Below are 18524 nucleotides of genomic sequence, written 5' to 3'. Positions count from 1 at the left end.
GCTTGGCGCACACGAGAAAGCCCCGCTCAGGCCGGTCGCAGCGGCACGAGCGGGGCCTGAGCGCGCAGGCGCTGTTCAGCGGTCGCCGCTGGTTTCGCTATCCTGCGCAACGGCAGCCATGGTTTCCACCAGCAGGCCAAGCTGGTTCTCGCAGCCGTTCTCGATCAGAGTCCCCGCGATCTCGTCGACTTCGGTCGGCACGCTGGGCAGCACCACCAGATCGATCTTGCGCGCGACGCCGTCCGTGCCAGTGATCGTGTAGCTGGTGCCGCTGGTCACGGGCACTTCCGCCATCGGCCACAGCCGGTTGCCCGAACCCTTTTTCCACGCGATGGTGGCGGCAGCGCCGGTGCCCGCCAGCTTCAGTTCGGCATCCTCGGCAACATTGGCGCGCCAGAACATGAGCCGCGCCGGCTCTGCCACGCAGAACTTGCCCGACTGGCTGGCATCGATGAACCACAGGCTGGGACTGCGCGGCGTGGCGGGCGCCACCTTGGCAGGGGCACCGCGCACCGCTCCGGTGCGGCTGCGGGTAGCGGGGCCACCCGTCGAGAGCAGGCTGGCGATCTGGGTGCTCTGCGTCTGGTCGCGCTTGACCGCACCATCGAGCGTGAACGAGCCGGGGCCGGAGAGAACGCGGGTACCCGCCTTGTCGAGCACGGTCACCTTGTCGCTGGCCTTGAGCACGATCTTCGTATTGGCGGGCAGCTTCTTGCCGGCGGGATATTGCGCTGCCGACGGTCCGACCGACCGCACGACCATGGACTGCGCCACGGCAGCACCGCTGGCGCCCAGGCCGAGCGTGAATACGGCACCCAATGCAAGTGCCCGGCGAAGTACGGACTTCCTTTCAACCGAGAACATAGCTTTCTCCTTTTTGTGTCTGACCAAGTCGCTTGAACAGATTGGCGATGGCATCTTCCTGCCCCAGTTCCGCAAGCCGCGATGTGAGTTGAGCCACAGCCGCATCATTTCCTGTCGCATGCGCTGCGACGAGCTCCGCAATACTTGCGCGCTCGCTTTCCGGTCGGTCGGGTGCGGGCTCGAAAATGTCGACCGGTTTCGCCCTTCCCCTTAGCACGATCCGGCCCATCGGACGATACCAGTCCAGCCCGGACCGCTCTGCTGCCTCCCGGCTTACAAGCACGCGCGTGTCGAGATTCTTGTTCGCCGCCTCCAGCCGGGCTGCGGTGTTCATGCTGTCGCCGAACGCGGTATACTGGATGCGCCCCTCGCCGCCGAAATTGCCGACGATCGCCTCGCCGAAATGCACACCGACCCGGGTGCGACCGATCGGCGGCACGCCTTCGGGCGCGTTTCTGCGGAAATCCTCGCCTGCCTCGTACATGGCCCAGGCAGCGCGGACCGCGCGCTCGCCATCATCGGGATAGCTGATCGGCGCACCCCAGAAGGCGACCACGGCATCGCCGACGAACTTGTCAAGCGTACCGCCATATTGCAGCACGACGTCTGCCAGACGGTCGAGATAATCGTTGAGCAGCAACGCCACCATTTCCGGTTCGATGGCATGGGTGAGCTTGGTGAAGCCCTCCAGATCGGTGAACACGCAGAAGATCTCGCGCTTCTCGCCGTGCAGCGCCAGCTTGTCGGGGTCCTTCAGGATTTCCGCTGCGACCGAGCGGGGCAGATATTTGCCCAGCGCATTCTGCGCGAACGCGCGCTGCTTTGAGCCGACGACGCGCGCCGCCGCTCCGACCGAGGTATAGGCAAGCAGCCAGCCGGTCGCCCAGCCGAAGCTAGGCAGACCCAGCGTGTCGAAGCCCTGATACTGCAGGATGAACGGCACCGTCATGAAGAACAGGATCTGCGAACCCAGCAGCAGCCCCATGATCCAGGCGCGCGCCTGGCTGATCGCGGTCAGGCAGCCCGCGACGACCACGGCGAATGCCATCGCCCAGAGCGACCAGTTCGGAAAGGCAAAGGGCCGATCCTTGTCGAGCAACTGCGACATCATGTGGGCGTGCACTTCCAGCCCGATCATCTGGGATTCGCCGGTAACGACATCGCCGATCCGGGTCAGCGGCGTATCGAACTTGTCGAAATCGACGAAATCGCCGCCGATCAGGATGTGCCGCCCCTTGACCTCGCTGGCGACGAATTCGGCGCTGGCCGGATCGGCGAAAAGATCGATGGGCAGCTTGTTGATCACCGGGCGGTCGGAAGACAGCGGCAGGCGGAAGCGGATAGCGCCGCGATAATCGGCGAAGCTCGCGTCTGGCGGCGTCATTGCGCGCACCATGATCGGCGGCAGGTTCTTGGGCTGGTCGGGCCAGCGCCGCGCGACCCCGTCGGAATCGGTGACCAGCCGGATGCTCGTCGGCCTGGTCTTGTCGGTGGTGACGTCCTTGAGGAACTGTTCGAGAAATTCCTGCTGCCGGAACTGGATCGCCTCGTTGTTGGTGGCGTTGCTGGCATAAGCGACATGCGTCGGCGTCTGCATGCCCCGCAGCGCGGTCTTCAGCGCCTCGTCATCGTCCTGCGGCTGGTCGAACAGGATATCGATCCCGATCGACTTGGCGCCCATCCGGTCAATATTGGTCAGTGCATTGGCCAGGATGGTGCGATCGACCGGCGATCGTTGTCCGGTATCGATCAGTGTATCGTCGGTATAGACGACCATCAGGATACGCGGATCCTGATCGACCTTCCTGGCGAAATTGGCGGCGCGCATGTCGTACATCGCGTTCTCGGCATCGCCGAGAAGCGGCATTTCGGTGCTGTAGCGGGCCACTGCGATGGCAAAGATCAGAAAGCTCAAGGTTGCCAGCAGGCGCACGAGCCCCAGCTGGCGGACAAGACGCGTGGCCGAACGGCCAACCTCTTCGCGGCTCGTTGCCGCTGCGGCGGGATCTGGCTGGCTTGCCATGCTGTCAGCGGACCGCCATGGGCGCCCGGCGGCGAGCAAGGGCTTGGAGGCGTAGCAGAGTGCCGACCCGGACGGCGTACGGGAACGGGGCTTTCGCTCGGCCGGTACTGCACCAAATGGTCCGTCGCATCATCGCACCCCCTGGCACCCTGCCCCCTTTGCAGAATGCCGATCAAGATCACTGCCCTCGGTGCGACCCGGTCAGGCTTCATGCTGTGGGGTATAGCCTGTCCATCACCGGCTGACCAGTTGTCGCCACGACATACCGATCATTATTGACCGGTCAAGTAATCTGCGCGAAGCGCGCTGGGGCCCTGATCAGAACCCGCGAAACTGGATGGCATCGTCGATATCGACGCGAGGAACCGCAAAGGCATTCACCGGTGCATCCGGATTGCGATAGCCGACCGCCATGCCGGTGAAGAAGATATAGTCGTCGCCGATGCCCAGCAGCTCGCGCATATAGCTGCCGTACATAGCCCAGATTTCCTGCGGGCAGCTGTCCAGCCCTGCCTCGCGCAGCAGCAGCATCACCGTCTGCAGCCACATGCCCATGTCCGACCATTGCGGCGGCCCCATATAGGTGCGGCAATAGGTGAAGATCTGCACCGGAGCGCCAAAGCTGTCCCAGTTGCGCAACATCTGGCGCACCCGCCCGGCACCATCTTCGCGCGCGATGCCCAGCGCATCGAACATTGCCTGACCGACAGCGCGGCGCTGCTGCTCGTAGCGTCCTTCAAGCTCTGCCGGATAGATCGCATATTCCATCCCCTCGCCCATCGGCGCGCCTTGTGCCTTCGCCTTGATCTTCGCAGTGAGGTCAGCGAGCGGCTCGCCGGTGAGCACCACCGCGTTCCACGGCTGGGTATTGCCGCCCGACGGCGATCGCTGCGCCTTGGTCAGAATTTCGCGCAGCGTATCCAACGGCACCGGATCGGGCAGAAAATCGCGCACGGAGCGGCGGCTGGCAACGGCTTCGGATACGATCAAGGCAAGGCTCCTCGGGTGTTTAATCGCCTGATTAAACGGGAGTGCCCGGAATGGCAACCATGCGAATTTCCCTATCCCGTCCGCGTTGCGAATAGGTCCCTCGACTTCGCTCGGGACAAACGGCAATGGGATAAGCTGGACCCTCGTTCGAAGCGAGTGCGCGGGCCAAACTGGGTGCGCAGTAGATCGCGCTCACATCCGTTTGCCTCAAGCCCGGTCGAAGCAAGTCGCGCCCGCCGCCTGAGGCCCCACGCCCGTTTGTCCCGAGCGAAGTCGAGGGACGTTGCGCTCCGCCCTCAACTCGCGATCACTCGTCGTCGAACAATCCCGCCAGCTGCTCGACCATCGTGCCGCCCAGTTGCTCGGCATCCATGATCGTCACCGCGCGCCGGTAATAGCGGGTCACGTCATGGCCGATGCCGATCGCGATCAGCTGCACCGGCGACATCTTCTCGATCCAGTCGATAACCTTGCGCAGATGCTGTTCCAGATAGGCGCCGTGGTTGACCGAAAGCGTCGAGTCATCGACCGGCGCGCCGTCCGAGATCACCATCAGCACGCGGCGCTCTTCGGGACGGGCGATCAACCGGTTGTGCGCCCAGAGCAGGGCCTCGCCGTCGATATTCTCCTTGAGCAGGCCTTCGCGCATCATCAGCCCAAGATTCTTGCGCGCGCGCCGCCAGGGTTCGTCGGCCTTCTTGTAGATGATGTGGCGCAGGTCGTTGAGACGGCCGGGCAGCGGCGAGCGACCGTGTGCCAGCCAGTCCTCGCGGCACTGCCCGCCCTTCCACGCCTTGGTCGTGAAGCCCAGGATCTCGGTCTTGACCCCGCACCGCTCGAGCGTGCGCGCCATGATGTCGGCGCTGATCGCCGCGATGCTGATCGGGCGACCGCGCATCGAGCCGGAATTGTCGATCAGCAGCGTGACGACGGTATCGCGAAACTCGGTATCGCGCTCGATCTTGTACGACAGCGAATGGCCGGGAGCGACGACGACGCGGGCCAGCCGCGCGGCGTCTAGCATGCCCTCTTCCTGGTCGAAATCCCAGCTGCGGCTCTGCTGCGCCATCAGGCGGCGCTGCAGCCGGTTGGCGAGCTTGGTCACCGCGCCCTGCAGATGCGCAAGCTGCTGGTCGAGATAGGCGCGCAGGCGCAGCAGCTCGTCCTCGTCGCACAGGTCGGTCGCCTCGATCACTTCGTCGAAGCGGGTCGTCCAGGCCTTGTACTCGAAATCATTGGGCAGGTCGGTCCAGGGGCGATTGGGCCGCGTCGGCATCATGCCGTCATCGCCCATCTCGCCGGGATCGCCGTCGTCCCCCTGCTCCATCTCGCCTTCGGTTTCCGAGGAATCGCCTTCCTCGTTCTCGCCCGTCTGCTCCTCGCCGCGTGCCTCGGTCTGGCCCTGATCGGTGCCGTCCTGCTCGCCTTCCTGGTCCTCGGGCTCGCCCTGTTCGGAAGAATCGTCCTCGCTGCCGTCGTCCTGGCTGTCCTCCTCGTCCATCTGGCCCTCGGTCAGTTCCAGATGCTCGAGCAGCCGGGTGGCGAGCGCGGCAAAGCCCGCCTGGTCGTCGAGCGCCAGTGCCAGATTGTCGATATCCTCGCCGCCCTTGGTCTCGATCCATTCGCGGACCAGATCGACCCCGGCGACGCTGTCTGCGGGCATCGGCTTGCCGGTGAGGCGTTCGCGAACGATCAGGCCAAGGGCGGTGGAAAGCGGCACCTCGTCGACGCGCGTTGCGCGGCTGATCGGGTCCGAGCGCATCCGCATTTCCAGCGCCGCATCAAGGTTCGCGCCGAGGCCCCGCATCGATCGGGTGCCAAGCGCCTCGATCCGCACCTGCTCGACCGCATCAAATGCTGCGCGGGCCACCGCTTCGCGCGGCGCATTGGCGGCATGTTGCGCCGCATTGTGGTATTTCAACCGAAGCGCATACAGATCCGCAAAACCGCGTGCCTCCGCTACCTGATCGGCGGGCAGCTTGCGCCCCGGCATCGGCACGCGCAGCTTGGTTCCCGATTGCGACGGCGGATCGGCGGTGAACGCCACCTCGATCTCGGGCTGGCTGGCAATGGCACGCGCGGTTCCGGCCAGCACGTTCTTCAGGTCATCAAGCGGAGTGCGGTTGGTCATGCGCTATCGCTGAAGGGGCGCGCCGCTGATGTCAAGCAAGCGCACAGCTATTGCGGCGGATCGGATGGCGGCGGGCGCTGGCGCTGGACATTCGCGCCATTGCCATCAACGATCACCTCGACCGGCGCACCGCCGACATCGCCCGAAATAGTCAGCCCCTCAGGGCTCACGCGGACATTGGCGCCGCCGACCTGGCCTTCTATCCCGCCCTCGAGCAGCGGGCCGATCACCGGATCGGGATCGATCTCTTCGGGAGGCGCAACCGGGGCAGCCTTGCGCGCCGGAACCGCACCGGGAAGCGCCTCGCCCATGAACTGCCGCCAGATTCGGGCAGGCAAGCCTCCGCCGCGAATGCCCTGCATCGGGCTGTTGTCGTCATTGCCGATCCACACGCCGACGACCAGATCGCCGGCATAGCCGATGAACAGCGCATCGCGATTGTCCTGGCTGGTGCCGGTCTTGCCGAAATTCGCGATGTTCAGGCTCGCGGCGCGCCCGGTTCCACGATTGACCGCCGCACGCAGCATGTCCTGCATCTGTTCGTGAACGCGGGTCGAATAGCGATCCGGCCCGTCGACCAGCCATTCGAGCCAACCTTGCTCCTCGCGCCTGAACGCGTGCGGCTCGACCGGCCACTGATTGCCTGCGACCCCGGCAAAGGCGGCGGTCATCTCCAACAGCGTCGCACTGCCGCTGCCCAGCGCCAGGCTGGGGTCGCCCTCGGTGAACGGCCCTTTCAGGCCAAGCTGCGTCGCCTGCCTGATCACCTTTTCGCTGCCCACCTTCTGGAACAGCCGGACGGCAGCGACATTGCTCGAATGAACGAACGCCTCCTCCAGGCTGATGACACCGCGATACCGGTCTCCGGCGTTACGCGGGCGATAGCTTCCGGTGGTGATCGGCGTGTCCTCGACCACCGAATCCGGCTCCATCCCCGCTTCGAGCGCGGCGAGCCAGACGAACAGCTTGAAGGTCGAGCCCGGCTGGCGCTTGGCCTGCGTGGCGCGGTTGAACGGCGATTGCGCGTGGCTCTTGCCGCCGACCATCGCGACGACCTCACCATTGGTGCGCATCGCCACCAGCGCGACCTGAGCCTTGCCGAGGCCTGCGCGCGCCACAATCCGCTCTGCGGCTCGCTGCAGCCGCGCATCGAGCGTCGTCGTCAGCGTCAGGCGGCTGTGCGACATTTCGGTCAGTTCACGCGCCTGCGGCATCGCCCAGTCGGCAAAATACGTGCCATTGGCGATCTTGGGCCGTTCGTGAACATCAAGCCGCGGCTGCGGCAGCGCGTCGGCCTCTTCCTGTGTCAGATAGCCCGCATCGACCATCGCCGCGCGCACCATTGCGGCTCGCCGGCTCGCGCCCTGCCAGTTGCGCGTCGGGGCAAAGCGTGACGGCGCCTGGACCAGCCCCGCCAGCAGAATCGCCTGCTCGGGCTTCAGCTTTTCGGGCTGGCGATAGAAATAGTGCAGCGAGGCAGCACGCAGTCCATAGACATTGTCGCCGAAATAGGCGTTGGACAGATAGCGGCCCAGAATTTCGTCCTTGGTGAGCCAGGCTTCCAGCCAGAACGCGATCAGCATCTCGCGCAGCTTTCGCGTCAGGCTGCGCTCCGGCGTGAGAAAGCTGATCTTGGCGAGCTGCTGGGTTATGGTGCTGCCGCCCTGCACGCTGCTGCCAGAGATGTTGGCCCAGAGCGCCCGCGCCAGCCCGCGCGGATCGATGCCCCAATGCGAATAGAAGCGCCGGTCCTCGATCGCGAGGAACGCTTCGACCACATGCGGCGGGAGCCTGTCTACCGCCACCGGCTCTTCCACCACCGCGCCGCTGCGCGCGATCGGCGAGCCGTCGGCGGCAAGCAGGGTTATTTCGGGCGGCGCGATCGGCTCGAGCGACTTGGAAAGCGGCGCGGTGATCGCCAGCCATGCGAGCAGGATCAGGAACAGCACGGCCAGTGCGGCGAGCCCCCGTTTGGCCCACCACCAGCGGGTGCGCGGCGGCTTGATCGGCTCGGGCGCGATCGGTGCGAAGTCGGCAGGCTCGGCCCAGGGATTGCGCGCCTCGCCCAGCCCCGGCGGCGGCCAGGACGCATCGGCAGACGCAGTCGCCCCGCCCGCCCCAAAACGCCCCGACCCGAATCGCATCTTCTTGAACACAGGGGGTGTATTAGCGAATTATGACAGTGATGGCGAGAGCACTGTCACGCAGCAAGGGCGGCGCGACAGCGGGCGAGTAGAACAGGCAAACTTTTGTGGACGGTATTATAGACTACCGCCTCGTCGAGGGCGTCGTATTCGTGTCTGAGTCGATTGCCGAGCCCCTTATCTGATGAAACGATACGTCTGGCGCAACTACGGCAAACCGCTCCTCACCAATCTTGACAACGGCTTCTGTAATTCTTTGCAGGCAGCGCTCGACAGCATCGATAAGCATCTGGTTTCGCGCAAACTCAACCACCGTAAGGTCCGCGAGGTAAGCCTGCGCCGCTTCGCCATTCTCGATGATATCTCTAAGGCGCTGCTGTTCGCGATCAGAAGACGCGAACACGGTCCCGATCAATATTCTGCTGCATTCGCGCCTTTCTCGAAGGCTCGGCCACCAGGTCGACCCTGGTGCGCAAAATCGCTTCTATCCGGTCGTTTATGGCAACAAACTCCAAGCCATCGACCATGGCCTCCGGCGCGAAACGCGCTGCGAGGTCGATATCCGAGTCCGGCCCTTCCTCGCCACGCGCGGTCGAACCAAACAGTGACAATCGCTCAACGCCGAGGTTGCGCAGTTCGGCCTCATGCGCCTTCAGTCGTGCAATCGCTGTTGCCTTGTCCATGGCTTCCCCGTCATTTATCCCCGGCCGACGATGCTCTCCGGAAGGTCCTCGCCGAACACGCGCTGGTAATATTCCGCGACCAGCATCCGTTCGGCCTCATCGCACTTGTTGAGGAAAGACAGGCGGAAGGCGAAGCCGATATTGTGGAAGATCGCGGCATTCTGTGCCCAGCTGATCACGGTGCGCGGGCTCATCACGGTCGAGATGTCGCCGTTGATAAAGCCCTGGCGCGTGAGGTCCGCGACCTTGACCATGTTCTTGACCACCTTGGGATCGGTCTCGCCAACCTTGGCGAGCACGACCTTGGCCTCGGTCTCCGCAGGCAGATAGTTCAAGGTACACACGATATTCCAGCGATCCATCTGGCCCTGGTTGATCTGCTGCGTACCGTGATACAGGCCGCTGGTATCGCCCAGGCCCACGGTGTTGGCGGTCGCGAACAGGCGGAAATAGGGGTTGGGGCGGATCACGCGGTTCTGGTCGAGCAGCGTCAGCTTGCCCTCGGTCTCGAGCACGCGCTGGATCACGAACATGACGTCGGGGCGGCCAGCGTCATATTCGTCGAACACCAGCGCGGTCGGCGTCTGCAGCGCCCAGGGCAGCAGGCCTTCGCGGAATTCGGTCACCTGCTTGCCGTCGCGCAGCACGATGGCATCGCGGCCGACCAGGTCGATACGGCTGATATGCGCATCGAGGTTGATGCGGATGCACGGCCAGTTCAGGCGCGCGGCAATCTGCTCGATATGCGTCGACTTGCCCGTACCGTGATAGCCCTGCACCATCACGCGGCGATTGTGCGCGAACCCTGCCAGCACCGCGAGCGTGGTTTCCGGGTCGAACACATAGCTGGGGTCGAGATCGGGGACGCGCTCGTCCGCCTCGCTGAACGCAGGCACCTGCATGTCGATATCGACACCGAAGACCTCCCGCGCATCGACCATCTTGTCGGGTGCATCGAGCAGGGTGCCATCGCGGCTGTCGGGCTGGGTGTTCGAAATATCGGTCATGGCTTCATCCGGTGGTCTGAGTCGTCGAAGGGCTCTCCGCCCAATCAGGCGAAGGCGGCAAGTTTGCGCAAGTGCGTATAGGCGGCAATGACCTCCTGCAAGGCTTTCTCGTGGCTGCGGTCGCCGCCATTGCGATCGGGGTGATAGGTCCTGACAAGCTGCGAATAGGCCTTGCGGATCGTCGCACGCGTCGCATCGGCGCCAAGCCCTAGCGTCCGCAGCGCATTCTGGTCTGCCGCAGACAGGCCCCGCTGCTGCGCGCGCGCATTATCTGCCGCAGCCCGCGCACGATCGGCCATGTTCTGGCGGAAGCGCGCGCCGATGGCATCGAGCGGATCGGCAAAGTCGCCCCAGCGCGGGGTCTGGCCCGCACCCGCCGCAAAGGCGCGCGTCTCGCGGTCCCATCCCGCTGTCGGCCGCTGCGCCTGATAGATTTCCTCCGCGCTCATCCCGGCGAAGAAATTGTAGCGTTCGTTGAACTCGCGAATATGCTCCAGGCAGAACCAGCGATAGCGACCCGGCCCGTCGAACCGCGATCCGTGGCGCGATTCTTCGGCTGGCGGGGCGCGAAATTCGCCATCTTCCTGGCACCCCGCCCAGTCGCACCGCCGCCCCGTGCCCTCGACCCGGCCATGAAACCGGGTACGCCGCCGCGCGCTGCCGCCATCCTGGCTCGAGTTGCCGCTATCTGCCAAAACCTGCTGCCAATCCCTGAGTGCGCCGCCTCGCCAATGGGCGGAAAGCGGCCTATATAGGTGCGCATGACGATGAAAACCAAGGGGCCGATGGCCAGCGAAATCGAAACCCGGCTGATCGCGGCGCTCTCGCCCGTCCGGCTCGACGTGACCAACGACAGCGCCAAGCATTCGGGCCATATGGGCGATGACGGCAGCGGCGAATCGCATTTCACCGTCGAGATCGAGAGCGCGGCGTTTGAAGGCAAATCGCGGCTCGAACGCCAGCGCATGGTCAACCGCGCACTGGGCGACCTGCCGGGGCAGAAGGTGCATGCCCTGGCGATCAAGGCCATGGCGCCAGGGGAGGCATGACGTCCCCCCTCGCCCTCACCCTGCTGCCGACCAGCCATGATCTGGGCGGCTTCACCGTGCGCCGCGTGCTGCCGCAGAAGAAGCGCGCGATGGTGGGACCGTTCATCTTCGTCGACGAATTCGGCCCGGCACAGCTCGATATCGGGCGCGATCTGGGCGTCCGCCCGCATCCGCATATCGGCCTCGCCACCGTCACCTATCTGTTCACCGGCGGGATCGATCATCGCGATTCGCTCGGCACCTTCCAGACCATCCATCCAGGCGAGGTGAACCTGATGACCGCCGGACGCGGCATCGTCCATTCGGAGCGCAGCCCGGAAGCCGAGATGGCGAGCGGCGCGAAGCTGTTTGGCATGCAGACCTGGCTGGCGCTGCCCGATGCGCTGGAGGACACCGACCCCGCCTTCGAGAATATCGGCTGCGACGCACTGCCGATGATCGACGACGGCAAGGTCGGTGCAAGGGTGATCATGGGCTCGCTCTGGGGCGAGACCGCGCCGACGACGTGCCACAGCCCGACCATCTATGCGGACATGGTGCTGCAGGCGGGCGGTTCGCTCCCCATCGACAGCGAAGCGGACGAGCGCGCGGTAATGCTGGTCGATGGCGATGCGTCGCTCGATGGCCTGCCGCTCGAACCCTATCTGCTCTATCTGATCGCGCCGGGGGCCAAGCCCAAGCTCGAAAGCCTGGGCGGTGGCCGCGCGATGCTGCTCGGCGGCGCGGATTTCGCCTCGGAACGGCATATCTGGTGGAATTTCGTCGGCTCATCGAACGAGCGCATCCGCGATGCGGCGGAGCGCTGGAACCGGGGCGCGTTTCCGAAAGTGCCGGGCGACGAACAGGAGTTCATCCCCATTCCCGAAGTGCCGCTCACCAGGGGCCGGACGTAACCCGCCATTCCCTTGAATCTCGCGTCATTCCCGCGAACGCGGGAATCCCGCTTGCCTGCTAAGCGCTGGAGAACAAGCGAGACCCCCGCCTGCGCGGGGGTGACGAGGTTTAAGCGATTACTTAAGGTTGGCGCGCAACCAAAGAACGGAGAGCCGCCGAATGACCGACTTCCCCCTTACCCGCATCGCGCTGCCGACCGGGGTCGAGCTCGATGTCGCGATCACCGGGCCGGAAGATGCCCCGCCGCTCATCCTGCTCCACGGCTTTCCCGAATCGCATCGGACATGGCGCCATGTCATGCGGCATTTTCAGGATCGCTACCGGCTGATCGCACCCGACCAGCGCGGTTTCTGCAACTCTTCCAAGCCCGAAGGGGTCGAGAACTATCAGCCCAAGCACATGGTCGCCGATCTTCTGGCCTTGGCCGATCATCTTGGCATCGAGACGTTTACCCTGGTCGGGCACGACTGGGGCGGCGCGATCGCCTGGATGGCGGCGCTCAACCATCCGGACCGGGTGACACGGCTCGTCATGGCCAATGCCGCGCACCCCTTCACCTATCAGAAGGCACTGTTCGACGATCCCGACCAGCGCATGTCCGCGCAATACATCACCGAGATGCGCGCGCCCGATTTCGAGGACAAGGTGCGCGCCATGGGCTGGGACGCCTATTTCGATTCGCGCTTTGCCGAGCCCAGCGCCGCGGTGCACATCACCCCGGAGGAGCGCGCGATCTATCTACAGCAATGGCTGACCCCCGGCGCGTTCACCGCGATGGTGAACTGGTACCGCGCCAGTCCGCTGATCGTGCCGCCGGCAGGCGTAGAGGTCGAACGCCCGGCCTATCTCTCGCGCCCCTTCCCGCCGGTCACGCAGCCGACTTTGCTCTACTGGGCGATGGACGATTATGCTCTGCGACCCTCGCTGCTCGACGGCATCGAAACGCTGGTGTCCGATCTCACGCTGGTCAAGGCCTCCGGTGGCCATTTCGTCCCTTGGGAATCGCCAGAGACGCTGATCGCGGCGATGGAAGACTTTCTCGCCGCCTAGAGCATCCGCCGCTTGAGTTGCGGCACCGCCAGGGTTTCGAGCGCCGAAGCGATGCCCTTCAACGGCAGGCGTCGCGCCATCGCGAGATGCCCGGCATGGATCGCCATGTAATCGATCTCGCTGCGCGCGCCGCGCTGCTGCTTGAAATGCCCCGCGCCGGCCGATCCGTGCAACCTCAGGCCATGGCGCAGCGCGAAATCGCCGACCAGCCAGGATGCGATGCGATACAGGCCGTCCGACTGCGGACGCCCCATGTCGTATCCCATCATGGGGTTGGTCGCGATGCCGCCGCGCGCGACGATCCCCACTGCCGCCATGATCTGCCCGCTGGCATCCCGCGCGACCCGCAAATGGAAAAGCCCGCATTCGACCGCCAGCTGCATCCAGCGCGGGCTATATTGCGGGTTCAGCGCGGAGTATTTGGCGATGTAGAGCATCGCATAAAGCTCGGCGACCCGCGCAGCATCGGCATCGCCCAGCACGGCGACATCCTCGATCGCCAGACCCGATTGCGCCAGCTTGCGTCCGTCGTTCTTCACGCTCTTGCGCACTGCCCAGTCACGCTGAAGATCATCGGTCACCCAGATCTGGCGGCATGGCAGCAGCATCCAGCCATCGTCGCGCAGTGCGGCGGTCAGCTCGGGGCACGACCAGTCGTCGACCGAGCGGATCAGCAGATAATGGTCGGGAAAGCGCGCCGCCAGTCGCTGCCGCAGATCGGCCAGTCCCTCGCCTTTCCAGTGCCCATGCAGGCAGGTCGACAGCAGCCAGTTGTCGATCTGCACCGCGCGGTTGATCGCGAGCGCGCGCAGCACGCCGTCTGCCGCCGCAATGGCGAGCGAGGCAGGCCCGCGCATCCAGCCGAGATCGACCAGATCGAGCTCGGCGCGCGGATAGAGCGCATAGGCGCTATGCGGGGCGGCAACATAGCTGGTGCCGATCGCGCCATGGGTGACGATCACCGGCAGCGCGTGGCCGCCCGCGCGTTCGACAAACGCCTCGGCCTCGACATTGGCGACGAGCGCGCGGCTGCCCAGGGCCTGCAAGCGATCCCCGAACAGCACCGCATCGGGATCGCGGAGCGCCAGGGCATCGGGCGAAAACTGCGCTGCGGGCGGCAGGCTGTTCATCGGTCTGCGACATCCTCATGGCAGCGCGATGAAGGTCCATCGCATCCCTCAGATTGCCGACTAGCGCGCATCGGCGTCTTTATGGTGACAGCCGCGCTTGTCTATGGTGCGCGTTCCGATGGGCGTGTAAACTGACGTCAACGCAAGGGAGCTCGCCATGCCCGACTGGAAACCCGCCTCCTATCCCAGCCTCAGCCCCTATCTGATCTGTGCCGATCCGGACGCGCTGATCGCCTTTCTCGCCACGGTGTTCGGCGCAAGCGTCGAGCGGCGCTTCGACAGACCGGACGGATCGCTGATGCATGCCGAACTGCGGATCGACGACAGCATCGTCATGGTCGGCGGCGGCGCGACCGAATATCGATCGGGCGAGGTGCACCTGCACTTGTACGTGCCCGACGCGCAGGCGGTCTACGACCGCGCGCTCGCCGCTGGTGCCGAGGCGGTGCGCGAACCCGAACGCAAGGCCTATGACGACGACCTGCGCGGCGGCTTCCGCGATCCTTCCGGCACGATCTGGTGGGTGGCGACGCAATAGGCGTGGTGCATGGTGTAATCCGCGCTGATCGCGAAGAATCAGCGCACTTACGCCAAACCCCGCTCAGCCTGGGCCTGTCTAAAGCCCCGGGCAACCGGTTTCCCCACCCTCAGCCGCTTTCCGGCGAAAGCCGGAATCCACAGCGAGATGGCTCCCACCTCTGGACTCCGGCTTTCGCCGGCAAACGGTTGATGCCGGACGCTTGGCCGCCGGGCCTTCGACAAGTTCAGGCTGAGCGGATGTGGGGCGAATGAAAGCCTATTCCTAAAGAATGGCTCATTACAAAAATCCCATTGCAGATATTGCCAATACCAGCTTCAATGCATCAATGGAAAGCCTGCCTATGATTGCGAGAGAGCTAAAGAATCGTGTTAAACCCGCCATTATGGGCTTCGGTTATAGCATGGCGCCCATTGTTACATTCGTTTTCATCTATTTTACTACCTATGCGGGCAGCACAATCCTATTCTTTAAAGGAGACAATTTAATTCATACGATTAAAATAAATAACATAGTGAACGACTTGATTGAAACCATCACTTATTTGGCAACAATATTTGCTGTTTACTGGGGAATTGCCGCAATAGCTGGAACTAAAGAATTTTTGCATATCAAGCGTGCCAATATTTTATTGGCGATAGCCATGGCCGTTTATGGGTTTCGGATGATTATTCATGAGATCCTCTCGCAGGTATCAGTCCAAGAATTCGCTTGTCGCATCCGTGGCATACCCAACACCAACCTTCCTCCCACTGGCTTCGATGATCGAGCCCCTTGCGCGACCTTTGTCGACGATTTGGATCTGACTATAGGGCTGGCATTCGCTTTTATAACGCTTCTTGTCCTCGTCATGAGTCTCGTTCTTCGGACGAACGGTTTCGGTTGGCGCAGGTGATGTATGGCTCGCGACAGAGGCAATTGACCGACTGCTAGCCGCCTAAAAATGATTACAGGACCAAGTACCAAACATTCTGCCCCCCTCACCCCAGCCACCGCACCCAGGCCCCGTGCGCCTGCGCCTCGCCGAGCAGCTGCGCCTCCCCGCCCCCGGGCCAGAACCGCACCTTCAGCTCGTGCCGGAAGGTCGCCCGGTTGGTTTCCAGCGAAATCCATGCCAGCGGACGCTCGGGGGTCGCCTTCGCCCCCGCTTCCTCCATCGCGGCTTCGATGATCGCCTGGCGACCCTGCAGGATATATTGCCAGACGATCGAGTGCATCAGCACGCGGGTGACGCCCGACTCTTGCGGTTCGGCGAGGCGTGCGGCGATCCAGTCGGCGGCGTCGGCCTGGACAAGATCGACGCCGCGCGTCCGGATCATCGCGATGCCTGCTTCCATCCGCGCGAAACGGGCCTCCGCTTCGGGCCAGATAAAGGCCATCAGCCGGTCGGCGGCTGCGGCATCGCGCACGTCGATGGGGTTAACGTCGCACCCGCGCACCGCCTCGATGCTGAAGGGCGTTGCGGGCGGCGGCGGTCCCTGCCATTCGGGCGCGATCACGCACGGCGCGTCAGCGGGGCCGGAACACACCCCGCCCAGATCATAGCCATAGCGGTCGATCAGCAGGTTCATCCCCGCGCTCGATCCGATCTCGTTGAGCTCGAACCGGTCCGTGGTGCGGCTCGCCAGCCAGTGCAGCGCCGCGACGAAGCTTGCCGAGCGCCCCGCCTCGTTGGTCTGCGGCGGGCCATCGAACCAGGGGAGCAATTCGGCATCGTGGCGCGCGACGACACAAGCGACGATCGCGTCCACCGCGTCCTGCCGGGTCTCCTCGCAGGCATAGACCGGCCCGAGTTCGGGCGCCTCCCCCTTGCGGAACAGATGGTGCAGCCCGCCGGTGAACCTGAGCGGCATGGCATCGGTCAGCACATGGCCCGGCCAGGCCGCGATCCGGCGACCGCAGGCGCTGTCCCCCTGCATCAGCGCAATCTGCGCGCGGCACAGCCGGGCAGTGGCGGGTGCGCCGTTCTGTTCGGCATGTTCGGCCTGAACCGCGATACCGCTGATGATTCCCTCTGTCCGGTTCATATTGCCCTTTGCCCTGCTTGGCCCTACATGCCGCGGCCATGGCCGATACGCTGATCTTTGCCGTGCCCAAGGGGCGCATCCTCGACGATGCCCTGCCCGTGCTCGAACGGGTGGGTATCATGCCGGCCGCCGAATTTCACGATCCGAAGAACCGTTCGCTGCGTTTCGGCACCAACCGCGCGGACATGGACATCATCCGCGTGCGCGCGTTCGATGTCGCGACGTTCGTGGCGCATGGCGCAGCGCAGATCGGTATTGTCGGTTCCGACGTGATCGACGAGTTCGATTATTCGGACCTCTACGCGCCGGTCGACCTCAATTTCGGCCATTGCCGTCTGTCGGTCGCAGAGCCTGCAGACGAGGCCGCGAGCAACCAGCCGCGCCCGTCGCATATCCGCGTCGCAACCAAATATCCCAACATCACCCGCCGCTATTTCGAGCGCCAGGGCGTGCAGGCCGAATGCGTGAAGCTGAACGGTGCGATGGAACTGGCCCCCTCGCTCGGCCTGTCGCGGCGGATCGTCGATCTGGTGGAATCGGGTCGCACATTGAAGGACAACGGCCTCGTGGAAACCGAAGTCATCACCCAGGTCTCGGCGCGCCTCATCGTCAACCGCGCCGCGCTCAAAAAGGATCATGCGCGGCTGGGACCGCTGATGTCCGCTTTCCGCGATCTGGCCGCAGAACGCAGGCAGGCCGCATGACCCACCGTCTTTCCACAAGCGACAAGGATTTCGCCCAGGCCTTCGACAGGCTGGTGCGCGGTCGGCGCGAGAGCGATATCGAGGTCAGCCGCGACGTCACCGCGATCATCGCCGATGTGAAGGCGCGCGGCGATGCGGCGTTGGCCGACTATACCGCGCGCTTCGACGACCACAGCCTCGACGGCAATGGCTGGAGCATCGGCAAGGACGCGTGCGCCGCCGCCTATGCCGCGCTCTCCGATGATCTGCGCGCCGCGCTCGATCTCGCAGCAAGCCGCATCCGCACCTATCACGAAGCGCAGCTGCCCGAGGATCGCGACTATACCGACGCTGCGGGCGTACGCCTCGGCGCGCGCTGGAGCGCGGTCGATGCGGCGGGGCTGTACGTGCCCGGTGGCCGCGCAGCCTATCCCTCCTCGCTGCTGATGAACGCGATCCCCGCCAAGGTCGCAGGGGTCGAGCGGCTGGTCGTGGTGACGCCGACGCCCAAGGGCCAGGTCAATCCGCTGGTGCTCGCCGCCGCGCATCTTGCCGGTGTCGACGAGATCTGGCGCATAGGCGGCGCGCACGCAGTCGCCGCGCTCGCTTATGGCACGCAGAAGATCCGCGCGGTCGATGTCATCACCGGCCCCGGCAACGCCTGGGTCGCAGAGGCCAAGCGCCAGCTCTATGGCGTGGTCGGCATCGACATGGTTGCCGGACCGTCGGAGATCGTCGTCGTTGCGGACGGCAAGAACGATCCCGAATGGATCGCCGCCGATCTGCTCAGCCAGTCCGAGCATGACCCGACCAGCCAGTCGATCCTGTTCACCGACGACGCGAGCTTTGCCGATATTGTCGCAGACACGGTCGGCGTGCAGCTCGCCGCGCTCTCGACGCGCAAGGTCGCGACCAAGGCGTGGGAAGACAATGGCGCGATCATCGTGGTCGACAGCCTCGAAGACGCGATGCCGCTGGTGAACCGCCTCGCCGCCGAGCATCTCGAGCTTGCGGTCGATGATCCTGAAGCGCTGTTCGCCAGGGTGCGCCACGCAGGCTCGGTGTTCCTCGGTCGCCACACGCCCGAGGCTGTGGGCGACTATGTTGCCGGGCCGAACCACGTGCTCCCCACAGGACGACGCGCGCGCTTCTCCTCGGGCCTTTCGGTGCTCGACTTCATGAAGCGCACCAGCTTCATCCAGCTCGATCCCGACAGCCTTGCCGCGATCGGCCCCGCCGCCGTCGCGCTCGCCGAGATGGAGGGCCTGCCCGCCCATGCCGAGAGCGTCCGGCGCCGGCTGACCTGATGGA

The 18524-nt window shown here is 64.6% G+C and carries 18 protein-coding genes; 7 read left to right on the top strand and 11 right to left on the bottom strand.

Features of this window, described 5'->3' with window-relative positions:
* Positions 1–75: 75 nt before the first annotated feature.
* The 9 genes from C7451_RS15330 to C7451_RS15290 form a co-directional block, all read right to left on the bottom strand.
* Positions 76–864 carry a hypothetical protein gene (locus tag C7451_RS15330; protein ID WP_146215389.1) on the bottom strand — a complete coding sequence of 263 codons (789 nt, stop codon included), beginning with the start codon at positions 862–864 and terminating at the stop codon, positions 76–78.
* Complete coding sequence (locus tag C7451_RS15325; RefSeq protein ID WP_110299838.1) at positions 851–2887, bottom strand: adenylate/guanylate cyclase domain-containing protein; 2037 nt, start codon at positions 2885–2887, stop codon at positions 851–853. Before C7451_RS15325 ends, C7451_RS15330 begins: the two co-directional genes overlap by 14 nt.
* 318 nt (positions 2888–3205) lie before the next feature.
* Positions 3206–3877, bottom strand: coding sequence for a nitroreductase (locus tag C7451_RS15320; RefSeq protein ID WP_110299837.1), 672 nt, complete (start codon positions 3875–3877; stop codon positions 3206–3208).
* A gap of 307 nt (positions 3878–4184) precedes the next feature.
* On the bottom strand, positions 4185–6008 hold the full coding sequence (gene cobT, locus C7451_RS15315; protein WP_110299836.1) for a cobaltochelatase subunit CobT: 1824 nt from the start codon (positions 6006–6008) through the stop codon (positions 4185–4187).
* A 47-nt stretch (positions 6009–6055) separates the two neighbouring features.
* Complete coding sequence (locus C7451_RS15310) at positions 6056–8152, bottom strand: transglycosylase domain-containing protein (protein WP_110299899.1); 2097 nt, start codon at positions 8150–8152, stop codon at positions 6056–6058.
* Between the two features lie 56 nt (positions 8153–8208).
* A complete protein-coding gene (locus C7451_RS20430) occupies positions 8209–8346 on the bottom strand; it encodes a HepT-like ribonuclease domain-containing protein (RefSeq protein WP_279629502.1) in 138 nt (45 codons plus the stop codon).
* A 192-nt stretch (positions 8347–8538) separates the two neighbouring features.
* Positions 8539–8835 carry a nucleotidyltransferase family protein gene (locus tag C7451_RS15300; protein ID WP_110299835.1) on the bottom strand — a complete coding sequence of 99 codons (297 nt, stop codon included), beginning with the start codon at positions 8833–8835 and terminating at the stop codon, positions 8539–8541.
* A 14-nt stretch (positions 8836–8849) separates the two neighbouring features.
* On the bottom strand, positions 8850–9842 hold the full coding sequence (gene cobS / locus C7451_RS15295) for a cobaltochelatase subunit CobS (protein ID WP_110299834.1): 993 nt from the start codon (positions 9840–9842) through the stop codon (positions 8850–8852).
* Positions 9843–9886: 44 nt separating this feature from the next.
* A complete protein-coding gene (locus tag C7451_RS15290; protein WP_110299833.1) occupies positions 9887–10537 on the bottom strand; it encodes a DnaJ domain-containing protein in 651 nt (216 codons plus the stop codon).
* Positions 10538–10603: 66 nt separating this feature from the next.
* Between C7451_RS15290 and C7451_RS15285 the strand changes: the two genes are divergently transcribed.
* The 3 genes from C7451_RS15285 to C7451_RS15275 all read left to right on the top strand — a co-directional run bounded on the left by C7451_RS15285 (position 10604) and on the right by C7451_RS15275 (position 12835).
* Positions 10604–10891 (top strand): BolA family protein, encoded by a 288-nt coding sequence (locus C7451_RS15285; RefSeq protein WP_110299832.1) that lies wholly within the window; start codon positions 10604–10606, stop codon positions 10889–10891.
* The gene (locus C7451_RS15280) at positions 10888–11784 is read left to right on the top strand and encodes a pirin family protein (RefSeq protein ID WP_110299831.1); all 897 of its coding nucleotides are present in this window, start codon (positions 10888–10890) and stop codon (positions 11782–11784) included. Before C7451_RS15285 ends, C7451_RS15280 begins: the two co-directional genes overlap by 4 nt.
* A 160-nt stretch (positions 11785–11944) precedes the next feature.
* Positions 11945–12835, top strand: a complete 891-nt coding sequence (locus tag C7451_RS15275; protein WP_110299830.1) for an alpha/beta fold hydrolase — start codon at positions 11945–11947, stop codon at positions 12833–12835.
* Here C7451_RS15275 and C7451_RS15270 read toward each other — a convergent pair.
* Complete coding sequence (locus C7451_RS15270; RefSeq protein ID WP_110299829.1) at positions 12832–13965, bottom strand: hypothetical protein; 1134 nt, start codon at positions 13963–13965, stop codon at positions 12832–12834. The genes C7451_RS15275 and C7451_RS15270 overlap by 4 nt on opposite strands.
* A gap of 157 nt (positions 13966–14122) precedes the next feature.
* Between C7451_RS15270 and C7451_RS15265 the strand changes: the two genes are divergently transcribed.
* Both C7451_RS15265 and C7451_RS15260 read left to right on the top strand, forming a co-directional pair.
* The gene (locus C7451_RS15265) at positions 14123–14503 is read left to right on the top strand and encodes a VOC family protein (RefSeq protein WP_110299828.1); all 381 of its coding nucleotides are present in this window, start codon (positions 14123–14125) and stop codon (positions 14501–14503) included.
* Between the two features lie 271 nt (positions 14504–14774).
* Positions 14775–15398, top strand: coding sequence for a hypothetical protein (locus tag C7451_RS15260; RefSeq protein ID WP_146215388.1), 624 nt, complete (start codon positions 14775–14777; stop codon positions 15396–15398).
* An 85-nt stretch (positions 15399–15483) separates the two neighbouring features.
* Here C7451_RS15260 and C7451_RS15255 read toward each other — a convergent pair whose 3' ends face one another.
* The gene (locus C7451_RS15255) at positions 15484–16530 is read right to left on the bottom strand and encodes a DUF2332 domain-containing protein (RefSeq protein ID WP_110299826.1); all 1047 of its coding nucleotides are present in this window, start codon (positions 16528–16530) and stop codon (positions 15484–15486) included.
* A 38-nt stretch (positions 16531–16568) separates the two neighbouring features.
* On the opposite strand from C7451_RS15255, the gene hisG reads away from it, so the two are divergent.
* Complete coding sequence (gene hisG / locus C7451_RS15250; protein ID WP_023836982.1) at positions 16569–17234, top strand: ATP phosphoribosyltransferase; 666 nt, start codon at positions 16569–16571, stop codon at positions 17232–17234.
* A complete protein-coding gene (hisD, locus tag C7451_RS15245) occupies positions 17231–18520 on the top strand; it encodes a histidinol dehydrogenase (RefSeq protein WP_110299825.1) in 1290 nt (429 codons plus the stop codon). The genes hisG and hisD overlap by 4 nt, the downstream gene beginning before the upstream one ends.
* The last annotated feature ends 4 nt before the right edge of the window (positions 18521–18524 follow it).

This window comes from Blastomonas natatoria (assembly GCF_003201955.1).
Taxonomy (GTDB): domain Bacteria; phylum Pseudomonadota; class Alphaproteobacteria; order Sphingomonadales; family Sphingomonadaceae; genus Blastomonas; species Blastomonas natatoria.
This window is presented reverse-complemented; position numbering and strand designations above follow the sequence as displayed.

Coding starts and splice junctions, on each gene's coding strand:
- C7451_RS15330 (WP_146215389.1), bottom strand. CDS start 864: ATGTTCTCGGTTGAAAGGAAGTCCGTACTTCGCCGGGCACTTGCATTG.
- C7451_RS15325 (WP_110299838.1), bottom strand. CDS start 2,887: ATGGCAAGCCAGCCAGATCCCGCCGCAGCGGCAACGAGCCGCGAAGAG.
- cobT (WP_110299836.1), bottom strand. CDS start 6,008: ATGACCAACCGCACTCCGCTTGATGACCTGAAGAACGTGCTGGCCGGA.
- C7451_RS15310 (WP_110299899.1), bottom strand. CDS start 8,152: ATGCGATTCGGGTCGGGGCGTTTTGGGGCGGGCGGGGCGACTGCGTCT.
- C7451_RS15300 (WP_110299835.1), bottom strand. CDS start 8,835: ATGGACAAGGCAACAGCGATTGCACGACTGAAGGCGCATGAGGCCGAA.
- cobS (WP_110299834.1), bottom strand. CDS start 9,842: ATGACCGATATTTCGAACACCCAGCCCGACAGCCGCGATGGCACCCTG.
- C7451_RS15285 (WP_110299832.1), top strand. CDS start 10,604: ATGACGATGAAAACCAAGGGGCCGATGGCCAGCGAAATCGAAACCCGG.
- C7451_RS15280 (WP_110299831.1), top strand. CDS start 10,888: ATGACGTCCCCCCTCGCCCTCACCCTGCTGCCGACCAGCCATGATCTG.
- C7451_RS15275 (WP_110299830.1), top strand. CDS start 11,945: ATGACCGACTTCCCCCTTACCCGCATCGCGCTGCCGACCGGGGTCGAG.
- C7451_RS15270 (WP_110299829.1), bottom strand. CDS start 13,965: ATGAACAGCCTGCCGCCCGCAGCGCAGTTTTCGCCCGATGCCCTGGCG.
- C7451_RS15265 (WP_110299828.1), top strand. CDS start 14,123: ATGCCCGACTGGAAACCCGCCTCCTATCCCAGCCTCAGCCCCTATCTG.
- C7451_RS15260 (WP_146215388.1), top strand. CDS start 14,775: ATGGCTCATTACAAAAATCCCATTGCAGATATTGCCAATACCAGCTTC.
- C7451_RS15255 (WP_110299826.1), bottom strand. CDS start 16,530: ATGAACCGGACAGAGGGAATCATCAGCGGTATCGCGGTTCAGGCCGAA.
- hisG (WP_023836982.1), top strand. CDS start 16,569: ATGGCCGATACGCTGATCTTTGCCGTGCCCAAGGGGCGCATCCTCGAC.
- hisD (WP_110299825.1), top strand. CDS start 17,231: ATGACCCACCGTCTTTCCACAAGCGACAAGGATTTCGCCCAGGCCTTC.